The following is a 13,164-nucleotide window of genomic DNA, read 5'->3' on the forward strand; positions in this document are numbered from 1 at the left end:
ATTCTTATGACATTTGTCAAACAAGATATGAATATTTCTCTTTTTTATTTCGGAAAAAGGTAGAAAAACTCTTCGATAATGTCTGCCGCAGAACGAACTAATTTTGCCCCTTGCTGGATCAAGAAGTTCGTTCCTTTCGATTGCTCTATCAAAATAGAACCAGGAACAGCAAACACTTCTCTGCCCTGTTCTAACGCTAGTGCAGCAGTAATTAATGAACCGCTTCTTTCCTTTGCTTGAATGACAACAGTTCCAAGCGATAAACCGCTAATAATGCGATTTCGCAATGGAAAGTGCCATTTTTGTGGCTTTGTATGCGGAGGATATTCAGAAAGGATCAGATGATCTCGCATGAGCTGTTCCGCTAACTTTCGATTTTGTTGCGGATATATATGCTGAAATCCTCCAGCAGTCACAGCAATCGTTTTTCCGCCACATTCGATCGTCATTTCGTGCGCTGCAGCGTCAATTCCTACGGCAAGGCCGCTGACAATGAGCCACCCGTTAGAAATAAGCGGTGGCAGTAACAGGCGTAATGATTCAATTCCTTCACTCGTCGGCTTTCTCGTCCCGACGATGCTGATCATTTTGAAACTTGAGAGCCATTCGATATTCCCTCTTGCATACAACACCCATGGTGGTTCAAAAATATGTTTCAAAAGCGGTGGATAGCAGCGATCGAAAATGGTGATCGCATGAATATTTTTGTCCCTATATGTTTTTATCATACTTTGAATGGCAAGGGAATGTAAATCTTGGAAAAGAAGAGAACATTGTTCGGGGGAAATCGACAACAGCTGAGTAAAATCGGAATATGAGAAGGAAAAAATCGAGGAAAGCGACGGATCGACTTCAAGGAAACGAGCAATCGTTTTCCAGTTGACGCCGCGACAATGATGAAGATGAATCAGGCGTTCTCGAACAGATGAATACATCAAATCTTCCTTTCTCCATGTCGAATTTTAGATAAAATTTTTCAAAGAAAACTGTCCCGCACGGAGCGCCAATGCGGGACGATGATGATTAATGCGTTTTACATTTTTCGTAAAGCCCTTGTTCTTTGAGGACAGAAATTAATGTTTCGCCGATAACAGCAGGAGTTTCTGCTACTTTAATGCCGCATTCATTCATTTTCTTAATTTTTTCTGCCGCCGTTCCTTTGCCGCCAGAGATGATTGCACCGGCATGTCCCATTCTCTTACCCGGAGGTGCAGTTTGACCACCGATAAAGCCGACAACTGGTTTTTTCATGTTTGCTTTTACCCATTCGGCTGCTTCTTCTTCCGCCGTACCGCCGATTTCTCCAATCATGATTACTGCATATGTCTCTTCATCTTCGTTAAATGCTTTTAAAACATCAATAAAGTTCGTACCGTTGACAGGGTCCCCGCCGATACCGACCGCTGTAGATTGACCAATTCCGGCTTGTGTTAATTGATGGACCGCTTCGTATGTTAACGTGCCGGAGCGAGAAACGATACCGACATGACCTTTTTTATGAATGTAACCAGGCATGATACCGATTTTGCATTCTTCTGGTGTAATCACACCTGGGCAGTTTGGACCGATGAGACGCGTTTTTTTGCCTTCCATATAACGTTTCACTTTGACCATGTCAAGGACTGGAATGCCTTCGGTAATGCAAACAACGAGATCTAATTCAGCATCAACCGCTTCCATAATCGCATCTGCGGCAAATGGGGCTGGGACGTAAATAACAGACGCGTTCGCTCCTGTCGCCTTCACCGCTTCTTCAACCGTGTTAAATACAGGAACACCTTCAATTTCCGTCCCGCCTTTACCAGGTGAGGTTCCGCCTACAATTTTTGTACCGTATTCAAGCATTTGCTTCGTATGGAATAATCCTTGTGAACCTGTAATTCCTTGAACGATGACTTTTGTATCTTTGTTAATAAAAACGCTCACAGTTCTCCCTCGCCTTCTTAACGTACTAGCTCGACAATTTTTTGTGCACCGTCCGCCATTGACTCAGCAGCGGTAATATTTAATCCAGACTTTTCTAAAATCTTTTTACCTAATTCGACGTTCGTTCCTTCTAAACGAACAACAAGCGGAAGCTCTAAGCCGACTTGTTTTGTCGCTTCTACAATTCCGTTCGCAATGACATCACATTTCATAATGCCGCCGAAAATATTGACGAAAATGCCTTTTACTTTCGCATCGGAAAGAATGATTTTAAACGCTTCCGTGACTTTTTCCGCGGTCGCGCTGCCGCCGACATCTAAGAAGTTGGCTGGTTCGCCGCCGTAGTATTTGATAATGTCCATCGTTGCCATCGCAAGACCAGCACCGTTGACCATGCAGCCGATATTGCCGTCAAGCGCGATATAGTTCAAATCGTATTTCGACGCTTCAATTTCTTTTGGATCTTCTTCATCTAAGTCGCGATATTCAAGCAATTCTTTATGGCGATATAAAGCGTTAGAGTCGAAGTTTAATTTTGCATCAAGCGCCATCACTTTGCCGTCGCCAGTGACAACAAGCGGGTTAATTTCCGCGATGGAGCAGTCTTTTTCGACAAATACTTGATAAAGTCCCAACATAAATTTCACGGCTTGGTTGACAAGCTCTTTTGGAATATTGATGTTAAACGCTAAACGGCGCGCTTGAAACACTTGCAACCCAACAGCCGGATCGATATATTCTTTAAAAATTTTCTCTGGTGTTTTAGCTGCGACTTCTTCGATTTCTGTACCGCCCTCTTCAGACCCCATTAACACAACGCGAGAAGTGGCACGGTCAACGACTAAACCGATATAATATTCTTTTTGAATATTGCATCCTTCTTCAATGAGGAGGCGCTTTACTTCTTTTCCTTCAGGACCTGTTTGGTGAGTAACAAGTTTTTTGCCTAATAGCTCGCTTGCATATGTACGAACTTCATCCAAGCTTTTCGCTACTTTTACCCCTCCGGCTTTTCCGCGTCCGCCAGCATGAATTTGCGCTTTGACGACACACACTTGGCTTCCTAACTCTTTCGCTGCTTCGACTGCTTCCTCAACTGTAAAAGCTACGCGACCGTTCGGCACGCTAACCCCATAGCTTCTGAGGATTTCCTTGCCTTGATACTCATGAATATTCATGCGTCAACCTCCTATGTATAAAAATAAAAAATACTAGCGCTTTCATTGTATAATGATACTTTCCATATTGTCTACCGTTTCGACATAAAACAAAAAAATCCTCCTTAATAGAGAGGATTTTGTCAAACTTGGCATAACAACGCAAATTGCTACGTTGTTTCCGTAAGCCGCCGTTCGATTCGATACACAAATGCAAATAGTTCAGCAACAATTTGATACAGCTCTTCTGGAATCGCTTCGTTGATTTCAAGTTCGCTTAATAGCTGTACAAGCGATGGATCTTCTTGAATGGGAATGCCATTCTCTTTAGCAATAGCAATCAAATTTTCGGCGACGTATCCTTGACCTTTCGCAACGACAACAGGCGCGGTATGCTCACTAGGATGATACGTCAGCGCAACTGCTTTTTTCTCCTCTTTTTTCATATTCGATAATCCACCCCTGAATATTGCTCTTGTAAAAGTGGCGGTGCGGCTATCTTCTCTTGCTTCGACGAGACGACTTTTATCGTAGATAACCTATACCCATATGCTTCGATTCTTTCTTTTAACGTCGGCTGCATTGCCGCAACGAGTGTTTCTAAATGCGGTGTCTCGTTGATGAGAGAAATATGAACAATACGGTTTTGAATGTTTACATCAATCACCGTTTCTTTTAATCTCTCTAGCTGTAGATAAAAAAGGATGCGACAATAGTTTGGATCAATTTGACCATTTTTTTGCTTTTTTCCTTGCCAATGAACGGTCACGTCAGTTAGTCCATTGCCAAAACGGAACGGGATTTGTATAAAAAGATGTTGAATCGGTCCTTGCATTTGAGCGAGCAATTGTTGTCCAGTTATGCGATGAGTAAGCGTTTCGATCATGTTTTTGAGACTGGGCTCAGAAACTTCTTGCGCGGCTTTCAAAAGAAGTGGCTTTAATGCCACAAATTCAAACATTTGGATTGTTTTTGCCTTGATGGCATTTTGAACATCCGCTTCATATTGAAGTCCAAGCAGCTGAACAAATTGTTTGATCGTCTTCGCAATAGCTGAAGAAGACATATCGTTAGCTGAAGCGGCAAATATCGTTTTCAGAAACTGTTGCTCACTTTCAGGTAGTTTCTCGTTCATATAAGCCGTATAAAGCGAATAGAATTGTTTGATAATCTGTGGCTCTTGCTCTTGAAACCGAGCAAGCAATGTCCCGATTTGCTGCTTCACTGCTTCCTCGTTCCCTGTCTTGATTTCATCACGAAGGCGCCAGCGCTCTGGTTCTCGTTCAATTTGATTTTCATCTAGTGACAGTCCTAGTTTTTGCAATAAACCTTGTGCCTGTGGCTCGTGGTGTGCCCACTTTTCTAGCAGCAAGGCAATGGTTTGATAGACATTCACTTCCCCTGTGGTAAGCGGCTGCAATTGATGAAGCAATGACTGTACGGTTTCGGTTTGTTGTTGTGGCGGAAGGGACATAAGTGCGTTCTGCAAGTCTAGTAATTGCTTAGATAAAGGAAGCGGGTGCTGTGCAGCCTTCATCGCTAAAAAGATTTCTTTCGTAAACGGCAAACGATGCGTGTACATGTAACGAATTGCTTGCAGGCCCGCTTCTGTGTCCTTTGTTTCAGAAAGCCACTTTGCTGCTTGAAAAACGTCTTCTTTGACGATGGGGAGCTGTTCTTGTAATAAAAAGCGGAGAAGCGGCTGGGCATTGCGAGGAAGCTCCCATTGTCGGGCAAGCTGTTGTGCGGCTTCATCGGCAGTTTGTTGGCTGTTTTCCATTTCTGTATTGAGTTGTTCGACCAGCTTTAAATAGAACGTTTCATCAGAGATAGAAACTTGAAACCAATAATGGCTGCCGACCTGTAGCGGCACTTGCAACTGAGCAATGAGCGTTTCCCCGCCTACTTGTACGAGCGCTGTTTGATTCGGCTGTATGCTTTCTATTTTTCCATATAGGATTTGTCCGTTACGAAATGGAAGATGGCTGACTTGTTCAGAAACAGAGCGATGAAACGAGCCATTTATATGACGAATAAAAGTCATATTTCTCCCTCTCTCTTCTGTTGTAACACTTCTTTAACAGGGGCAAACGAGCGGCGATGTTCGTTTGTAATTCCATATGTACGAATCGCTTGTAAATGGTATTCCGTTCCATACCCCATATGTTTTTCAAATCCATATTGCGGGTATTGCATGCCTAATCGTTTCATAAAACGATCTCGTGTCACTTTGGCAATAATCGAGCTTGCTGCAATCGAGACGCTGTTCGCATCTCCTTTAATAAGGCTTTGTTGAGGAATATCAATCGGCAATTTCATCGCGTCAATTAATACATAGTCAGGCTGAGGCGTAAGCTGTTGAATCGCCCGAATCATTGCTATTTTCGTCGCTTCGTAAATGTTTACTTCGTCAATCTCAGCAGCTGTAGCAACCCCGATTCCAATGGAAACCGCGCATGATTGAATAGTGTCAAACAGCCTTTCGCGCTTTGCTTCCGATAATTTTTTTGAATCATTTAAGCCTGGTATATACACGTCTTTCGGTAAAATCACAGCAGCGGCTACTACCGGACCAGCCAACGGGCCACGCCCTACCTCATCGACGCCGGCAATGTAATGAACACCATTGTTATATAATTGCTGCTCATGACGTGACATCTGGTCCCATTGCTGCTTTGCTTGTGCAGCACTTTCTTTTTGTTTATACCAACAAGCGATTAATTTTTGGACGCTTTTTCGTTCGTCGTGGCATAATTCTTGAAATAGCGGATGATGCTCATCTGTCAACGTCTGTAATAGCGACTCAATTTCTTTTATGGTACGTTTCATTGAATGAATCGTTCCTTTCCTTATCTACTGTTTATATCGACATATTGAAGAAAAAATAAAGCCCGTATAAGGAAACGGGCTTTATCCTATCACTCTGGTTTTTCAAAGCTGAGTCGTCCGAGTTTTTCCGTACGAATTTCTCTGAGAACAAGCTCAGCGACTTTATCATAGTCAATGGCACCGCCGCTCATAAGGCAACCACGGCGTCTACCTATTTCATCAAACAGCTTGACGATATCTTCAGGAATGCCGTCAAGCGAATACCGCTCTTTTAGCCGTTCAGGATAATGTTGTTTTAAAAAGTTTAACGCATACACAGCGACATCTTGCAAATTTAAAATCGTATCTTTAATCGCTCCCGTTGTCGCCAACTTGAGGCCGACTTCTTCATCTTCAAATTTCGGCCATAAAATTCCCGGAGTATCGAGAAGTTCCATTTCTTTGCCAACTTTAATCCATTGTTGTGCTTTTGTCACTCCAGGCTTGTCTCCTGTTTTGGCGATATGCTTGCCCGCAAGGCGATTAATTAATGTCGACTTTCCAACATTTGGAATACCAACAATGAGAGCGCGCATCGGGCGAGGGTTTTTAATTCCTTTCGCTGCCATTTTGGCAAACTTATCTTTTAACATCTCTTTGGCTGCTGTAACGATTTGCTTGACGCCCGTTCCCGCTTGTGAATCGATAGCTAACGCGCGCAAGTGTTGCTCTTCAAAAAAAGAAATCCATTGTTTTGTAATTGCCTCATCAGCCATATCGGCTTTATTTAGCAACACGATGCGCGGTTTATTCGCAAGGATTTCGTCAATCATCGGATTTCTCGATGAAAGAGGGATGCGCGCATCCAACAGTTCAAACACAATATCGATAAGCTTTAATTTTTCCTGTACTTCCCGTTTTGCTTTGGCCATATGGCCTGGAAACCATTGAATTGTCATTGCTGCCACCTACATTCATGAACATGTTTATTTAATAATGCGAGCATCAGAAAGCGGCCAGTACACAACATTTGCCTTTCCAACGACTTTGTCCATAGGGATAAAGCCGATATGGCGGCTATCTTTGCTAAAGCGGCGATTATCTCCCATGACAAAGAGATAGCCTTTAGGTACTGTTTTTCGTCCGGTGAGTTCTTCCAATGTAAACGGTTCAGTTAACGGACCATCAATGACCTGTTTTTTGTATTCATCTAAATACGGCTCTTCATACGGTTTGCCGTTAATGTACAGTGTGTCATTTTTATATTCGATATGATCACCAGGCAATCCAATAACTCGCTTAATATAATCTTTTCCTTCTTCGGCATGAAACACAATGATGTCAAAGCGCTGCGGAGCACCGATTTTATAAGAAAGCTTATTGACAATCATGCGATCATGGTTATGAAGAGTTGGCATCATCGACAATCCATCAACAATAATTGGAGCAAAAATAAAGTAACGGATGCCGCCTGCCAATAAAACGGCAATAACAATCGCTTTTACCCATTCCCATGTTTCATTTTTTTTCTTCATCATTGTTCTCCCACCTAATCTCTTTTTACCACTATTATGACATAAAATGAATGATTTGAGATGAGAAAAAAGGAGCTTGGTGATCAAGCTCCTTTTGCTGATTAACGAATGATTTCTTTAATACGTGCAGCTTTACCGCGAAGTTGACGTAAGTAGTAAAGTTTCGCACGACGTACTTTACCGCGGCGAACAACTTCTAACTTCGCAATTTTCGGTGTATGCACTGGGAATGTGCGCTCTACACCTACACCGTAAGAAACCTTGCGAACGGTAAATGTTTCGCTGATTCCAGCGCCGCGACGCTTAATGACAACACCTTCAAACACTTGAATGCGCTCACGGTTTCCTTCGATAACTTTTACGTGAACACGTACAGTGTCGCCAGGACGAAACTCTGGTAAGTCTGTTCGCAATTGTTCTTTCGTGATTTCTTGAATTAAATGATGCATCATATTCCACTCCTTCCAACAGATGTTCATGACAATGCTTTCTTCATCATTGCAGCGGAACACCGTTTTCCCAACTTAAGTACACGACTTAAGTCACACAAAAACTATACTAGCATAAACCTGTATCGTATGCAATAGTTACCGTTGTTCTTTTTTGAATTCTTCGAGCCATTGCTTCTGTTTCTCTGTCAACTCACAGTTTTCAAGAAGGTCAGGTCTCCGTAAAAACGTTCGCCGCAACGATTGTTTTGCACGCCATTCTTCAATGAGGCGATGATTTCCCGATAAAAGAACTTCCGGTACCTTCATGCCGCGAAAATCTGCAGGCCGCGTGTAATGAGGATGCTCAAGCAAACCGGAGCTGTATGAATCATGTAGTGGAGAAGCTTCATTGCCAAGCACGCCCGGCAACAGGCGAACAACACTGTCGACTATGACCATCGCTCCTAATTCTCCGCCTGTCAACACATAATCGCCGATGGAAATTTCATCGGTTACTAAATGTTCGCGAATGCGTTCATCATATCCTTCGTAATGTCCGCAAATGAGAACTAAGTGTTCCTCTTTGGCGAGCTCTTCCGCTTTTTTTTGCGTGTAACGCTCACCTTGAGGACAAAGCAAAATGATCCGAGGACGCTCGGAATGTTTCGTGACTTGAGCGACAGCATCAAAAATCGGCTGCGGCTTTAACACCATGCCTGCTCCGCCGCCGTACGGATAATCATCGACCGTTTTGTGTTTATTGTCAGCGAAATCGCGAAAATTGATAACGTTAATTGAAACGGCTTGTTTTTCTTGCGCTTTTTTTAGAATGGATTCATTGAACACACCTGTGAACATGTTAGGGAATAATGTCAATATATCAATTCTCATTATTCAAGCAGCCCTTCCATCGGACGAATCGTAATTGTTTTTTCTTTGACGTTCACATCAATAACGACATCGGCAATGTATGGAATGAGAATTTCTTTTCCATTGTTTCCTTTGACAACCCATACATCGTTTGCGCCAGGTGTTAAGATTTCCTTCACAGTTCCAATCGTTTCTCCGCCTTCAGTGACGACTGTACAGCCGATGATTTGGTGGAAATAATATTCCCCTTCTTCTAGCTCACCAAGCTGGCTTTCCGGCACTTTCAAAAGCGCCCCTTTGAATTTTTCGACAAGGTTAATATTGTCGTATCCTTCAAAGGCTAGCAAGTCAAAGGATTTATGAACACGATGGCTTTTTACTGTCACTTCGATTGGTTGAGGTGCATTTTCCATAAAAATATAGAGTGTATTCCCTTTTTTATACCGCTCCTCGGCAAAGTCGGTTCGTGAAATAACGCGCACTTCTCCGCGAATGCCGTGCGTATTAACAATTTTTCCAACATTAAACCATTTTTCCATCCGTTCTTCACCCCTTCTTAGCGAATTTCTTTGACGATTCCATCTTCGATAATAATCGCACGCTTTGCTGTGATGTCTTCCCAACGGTCACCTACGTTCACTTCGATCAACGCTTGTACGTCTCGTTCTTTCAATTCGCTGCCTAACGGTAGGATATGTAATTGTTCCAATTGAAAATCAAGAAGTTTGATTTTCTCAAGTCTTGCGTCAATTTCTTTTGCAAAATACTGTTTAAGAAGGTTCGGTGAATGTTTGCTTGTTTTTTCAAGCCGCTTTTGTTCAAAACGGAGTTGATCACATTCTCGTTGAAGTTGTTGTTTTCTGGCCATGAACGTTTCCTGCAATACCTGTTTGCTTTTTTCCGTTACGATTTGTTTTACTTCAACGGTTTGAATAATTTTCATATCGCCACTCCTCATGGAACCGATATATAAAAAAGGGGAGGATTTGTCCTCACCCTTTATCTTTTACGTGCACGATAACACGTTTTGGTTGTTGTGATGCGGCAGCATGCACAACGGTCCGAATGGCGTGAATCGTGCGGCCTTGCTTTCCGATAACCTTCCCTACGTCTTCGTCGTGTACCGATAATACGTAGGTGATTGTATGTTCATCCAACGTTTCTGTCACGACAACCTCTTCCGGATGATCCACAAGCGATTGTACGATCGTCTCAACTAACTCTTTTAACTCTTTCATTTACATCACAAGCATTATTTGCCGTATTTTAAGTTATGGAATTTCTCTAAAATGCCTTGTTTTGAGAATAAGCTACGAACAGTATCAGACGGTTTTGCACCATTTTGCAACCATTTTAATGCTAATTCTTCATTAATTTTAATTTCTGCTGGCTCTGTAAGCGGATTGTACGTACCGATAGTTTCAATGAAACGACCATCACGTGGAGAACGAGAATCTGCTACAACGATACGATAGAAAGGTGATTTTTTCGCACCCATACGTTTTAAACGAATTTTTACTGCCATTTTTTTCAGCACCTCCGTAAATATTTCACACAAGATAGTATATTAGCAATAATCCACTAGTTTGTAAAGTGTTTTTTCTTAACACATTATTGCCTACATAAACGGGAATCTAAACCCTTTTTTCTTTCCTTTGGTCATCGTTGTCATCATTTTCATCATTTTTTTCATTTCGTCAAATTGCTTTAATAAGCGATTGACTTCCTGAACAGACGTACCGCTCCCTTTCGCAATTCGCTTTTTGCGACTAGCGTTAATAATTTCAGGATTCATCTTTTCTTCTTTCGTCATCGAGCGAATAATCGCTTCTACATGACTAATTTGTTTTTCGTCGATTTGGATGTTGTTTAAGCCTTTCATTTTATTGGCCCCAGGGAGCATCTTCAAAATTTCATCAAGCGGTCCCATTTTTCGGACTTGACCGAGCTGTTCCAAGAAATCATCAAGGGTAAACGACATCGTACGCATTTTTTGTTCAAGCTCTTTCGCTTTTTCTTCATCAACGGCGGCTTGTGCTTTTTCAATGAGCGTAAGCACATCCCCCATTCCTAAAATGCGTGATGCCATTCGCTCAGGATGGAACGGTTCGAGCGCGTCTAATTTTTCACCCATACCGACAAATTTAATCGGCGTATTAGTGACCGCTTTAATCGATAATGCTGCTCCGCCGCGCGTATCGCCGTCTAATTTCGTTAAAATGATCCCGGTCAAACCGAGTTGTTCATTAAAACTTTGGGCGACATTAACCGCGTCTTGACCGGTCATCGCATCGACGACAAGGAAAATTTCATCTGGCTTGGTGACTTCTTTGATTTGCTTGAGCTCATCCATTAACGCTTCATCAATATGGAGACGCCCCGCTGTATCAATGAGTACGTAGTCATGATGCTCTTCCTTCGCCTTCGCAATCGCTTGCTTGGCAATTTCCACTGGGCTTACTTGATCGCCCAATGAAAATACCGGCATATTCAGCTGCTTTCCGAGCGTCTCGAGCTGCTGAATTGCTGCTGGACGATAAATATCAGCGGCAACTAAAAGCGGTTTTCGATTGTACTTTTTGCGCAATAAGTTGGCTAATTTGCCTGTTGTCGTCGTTTTTCCGGCACCTTGCAGACCGACCATCATAATGACGGTTGGCGGACGGGTAGCCACAGCAATTTTACTTTGTTCTCCGCCCATGAGTGCCGTTAATTCTTCTTTGACGACTTTAATGACTTGCTGGCCCGGTGTTAAGCTTTTTAACACTTCTTGACCGACAGCCCGTTCGCTTACACGCTTGACAAAGTCTTTGACGACTTTAAAATTCACATCCGCTTCTAATAATGCGAGCCGCACTTCGCGCATCATGTCTTTGACATCGGCTTCCGTCACTTTGCCTTTGCCGCGAATTTTGTTCATGACGCTTTGCAGACGGTCGGCTAATCCTTCAAACGCCATCGATTCCCGCCTCCTATTCCAATTTCTCTAACGCCTCAATCGTTTCGAGTAACTCCTGATCATTGGCGTATTTTTTTAAAGCGAGCTCTTTTAGCCGCTTAATGAATTGCTGTCTCTTTTGAAATTTTTGAAACAATAGCAGCTTTTCTTCATACTCCTCAAGCATTGCTTCCGTTCGTTTTATATTATCATAGACGGCTTGACGACTGACTTCATATTCTTCTGCAATTTCACCGAGGGAGTAATCGTCTAAATAATAGAGCGACATATAGCTTCGCTGTTTTGGCGTTAACAACGATTGATAAAAGTCGTACAAATAGTTCATTCTCGTTGTTTTTTCAAGCATAAAACTCCCTCCTTGCTTGTTAAGTGAAATGCCTTTACACAAGGATTAGTGTACTGCTTTTAGATAATTATGTCAAGTTTTTTTCTTTACAAAAAAATCGGGTAGTGCTTCTCTACCCGATTTTTTTGTTATGGTTGTGGTTCTTCTAGCAAGTCGGCAAACAACCCATACACATATTGTTCAGGGTCAAATTCTTGCAAGTCATCCATTTTTTCACCAAGGCCAACCAATTTTACCGGAATGTTCAGCTCGTTGCGAATCGCAAGGACGATGCCCCCTTTTGCGGTGCCATCGAGCTTCGTTAGGACGATGCCGGTGACGTTCGTAGCTTCTTTAAAAATTTTCACTTGGCTCATCGCATTCTGGCCTGTCGTCGCATCTAAGACGAGCAATACTTCATGCGGCGCACTAGGGATTTCACGTTCGATGACGCGCTTCACTTTTTCTAGCTCTTTCATCAAGTTAACTTTATTTTGTAAACGGCCCGCTGTATCGCATAATAGAACGTCCACATGGCGCGCTTTCGCTGCTTGAATCGCGTCGTACATGACCGCTGCTGGGTCGGAGCCAGCAGATTGTTTAATGACTTCTGCCCCGACGCGTTCTCCCCATACTTCTAGCTGTTCAATGGCGCCAGCACGGAATGTATCTCCCGCAGCAAGCATCACTGTTTTTCCTTCTGATTTAAGCTTGTGGGCTAGCTTTCCAATGGTCGTCGTTTTGCCAACTCCATTGACGCCAACAAATAGAATGACCGTTAACCCGTTTTCTTGAATATTTAATGTCGCTAAATTGTCATCGTCACCGCGGTAAATATCGACAAGCTTCTCAGAAATCACCGCTTGCATTTCTTTCGGATCTTGAATATTGCGGCGCTTCACTTCCATTTTCAGCTCGTCAATGAGTTCCATTACCGTCGTTACACCAACATCGGCAGCGATTAAAATTTCTTCCAGCTCTTCAAAAAACTCTTCGTCGACTTTTCGGTAACGGGCAATTAAATCGTTGACCCGCCCGGCAAATGAATCGCGCGTTTTTGAAAGGCCTTGCTTAAACTTTTCCGTTACCGAATCCGCTTGTTTTGTGATTTTCTCTTTTAATTTTTTAAAAAAGCTCATATTCATGCCATCCT

The 13,164-nt window shown here is 42.7% G+C and carries 17 protein-coding genes; all 17 read right to left on the reverse strand.

Annotated features, from left to right (window positions below; translation table 11 throughout):
• Window positions 1–44 precede the first annotated feature (44 nt).
• The gene (gene dprA, locus HNR31_RS03805; RefSeq protein WP_181555237.1) at window positions 45–935 is read right to left on the reverse strand and encodes a DNA-processing protein DprA; all 891 of its coding nucleotides are present in this window, start codon (window positions 933–935) and stop codon (window positions 45–47) included.
• An 88-nt stretch (window positions 936–1,023) separates the two neighbouring features.
• On the reverse strand, window positions 1,024–1,926 hold the full coding sequence (gene sucD / locus HNR31_RS03810; protein WP_181554943.1) for a succinate--CoA ligase subunit alpha: 903 nt from the start codon (window positions 1,924–1,926) through the stop codon (window positions 1,024–1,026).
• 17 nt (window positions 1,927–1,943) lie between these two features.
• Window positions 1,944–3,104, reverse strand: coding sequence for an ADP-forming succinate--CoA ligase subunit beta (gene sucC / locus HNR31_RS03815; RefSeq protein WP_181554944.1), 1,161 nt, complete (start codon window positions 3,102–3,104; stop codon window positions 1,944–1,946).
• Between the two features lie 149 nt (window positions 3,105–3,253).
• Window positions 3,254–3,529 carry an EscU/YscU/HrcU family type III secretion system export apparatus switch protein gene (locus HNR31_RS03820; RefSeq protein ID WP_181554945.1) on the reverse strand — a complete coding sequence of 92 codons (276 nt, stop codon included), beginning with the start codon at window positions 3,527–3,529 and terminating at the stop codon, window positions 3,254–3,256.
• Window positions 3,526–5,127, reverse strand: coding sequence for a hypothetical protein (locus HNR31_RS03825; RefSeq protein WP_181554946.1), 1,602 nt, complete (start codon window positions 5,125–5,127; stop codon window positions 3,526–3,528). Before HNR31_RS03825 ends, HNR31_RS03820 begins: the two co-directional genes overlap by 4 nt.
• Window positions 5,124–5,912 (reverse strand): ribonuclease HII, encoded by a 789-nt coding sequence (locus tag HNR31_RS03830; protein ID WP_181554947.1) that lies wholly within the window; start codon window positions 5,910–5,912, stop codon window positions 5,124–5,126. Before HNR31_RS03830 ends, HNR31_RS03825 begins: the two co-directional genes overlap by 4 nt.
• Window positions 5,913–6,001: 89 nt before the next feature.
• Window positions 6,002–6,859: a ribosome biogenesis GTPase YlqF gene (ylqF, locus tag HNR31_RS03835; RefSeq protein ID WP_181554948.1), complete on the reverse strand. Its 858-nt coding sequence runs from the start codon at window positions 6,857–6,859 to the stop codon at window positions 6,002–6,004.
• Between the two features lie 18 nt (window positions 6,860–6,877).
• Window positions 6,878–7,429 carry a signal peptidase I gene (gene lepB / locus HNR31_RS03840; RefSeq protein WP_306465159.1) on the reverse strand — a complete coding sequence of 184 codons (552 nt, stop codon included), beginning with the start codon at window positions 7,427–7,429 and terminating at the stop codon, window positions 6,878–6,880.
• A gap of 98 nt (window positions 7,430–7,527) precedes the next feature.
• Window positions 7,528–7,875 (reverse strand): 50S ribosomal protein L19, encoded by a 348-nt coding sequence (gene rplS / locus HNR31_RS03845; RefSeq protein WP_181554949.1) that lies wholly within the window; start codon window positions 7,873–7,875, stop codon window positions 7,528–7,530.
• Window positions 7,876–8,013: 138 nt separating this feature from the next.
• On the reverse strand, window positions 8,014–8,748 hold the full coding sequence (gene trmD, locus HNR31_RS03850) for a tRNA (guanosine(37)-N1)-methyltransferase TrmD (RefSeq protein WP_181554950.1): 735 nt from the start codon (window positions 8,746–8,748) through the stop codon (window positions 8,014–8,016).
• Window positions 8,748–9,266, reverse strand: a complete 519-nt coding sequence (rimM, locus tag HNR31_RS03855; protein ID WP_181554951.1) for a ribosome maturation factor RimM — start codon at window positions 9,264–9,266, stop codon at window positions 8,748–8,750. The genes trmD and rimM overlap by 1 nt, the downstream gene beginning before the upstream one ends.
• 17 nt (window positions 9,267–9,283) lie before the next feature.
• Entirely contained in the window at window positions 9,284–9,670 is a 387-nt protein-coding gene (locus HNR31_RS03860) for a YlqD family protein (RefSeq protein WP_181554952.1), read from the reverse strand.
• 49 nt (window positions 9,671–9,719) lie between these two features.
• Window positions 9,720–9,965, reverse strand: a complete 246-nt coding sequence (locus HNR31_RS03865; protein ID WP_181554953.1) for a KH domain-containing protein — start codon at window positions 9,963–9,965, stop codon at window positions 9,720–9,722.
• Between the two features lie 14 nt (window positions 9,966–9,979).
• Window positions 9,980–10,252, reverse strand: coding sequence for a 30S ribosomal protein S16 (gene rpsP, locus HNR31_RS03870; protein ID WP_181554954.1), 273 nt, complete (start codon window positions 10,250–10,252; stop codon window positions 9,980–9,982).
• 93 nt (window positions 10,253–10,345) lie between these two features.
• Window positions 10,346–11,686 carry a signal recognition particle protein gene (gene ffh, locus HNR31_RS03875; protein ID WP_181554955.1) on the reverse strand — a complete coding sequence of 447 codons (1,341 nt, stop codon included), beginning with the start codon at window positions 11,684–11,686 and terminating at the stop codon, window positions 10,346–10,348.
• A gap of 13 nt (window positions 11,687–11,699) precedes the next feature.
• The gene (locus HNR31_RS03880) at window positions 11,700–12,032 is read right to left on the reverse strand and encodes a putative DNA-binding protein (RefSeq protein WP_181554956.1); all 333 of its coding nucleotides are present in this window, start codon (window positions 12,030–12,032) and stop codon (window positions 11,700–11,702) included.
• A 128-nt stretch (window positions 12,033–12,160) separates the two neighbouring features.
• The gene (ftsY, locus tag HNR31_RS03885; RefSeq protein ID WP_181554957.1) at window positions 12,161–13,150 is read right to left on the reverse strand and encodes a signal recognition particle-docking protein FtsY; all 990 of its coding nucleotides are present in this window, start codon (window positions 13,148–13,150) and stop codon (window positions 12,161–12,163) included.
• Window positions 13,151–13,164 lie beyond the last annotated feature (14 nt).

Origin of the sequence: Thermaerobacillus caldiproteolyticus, from assembly GCF_013761245.1 — a bacterium.
GTDB classification, from domain to species: domain Bacteria; phylum Bacillota; class Bacilli; order Bacillales; family Anoxybacillaceae; genus Thermaerobacillus; species Thermaerobacillus caldiproteolyticus.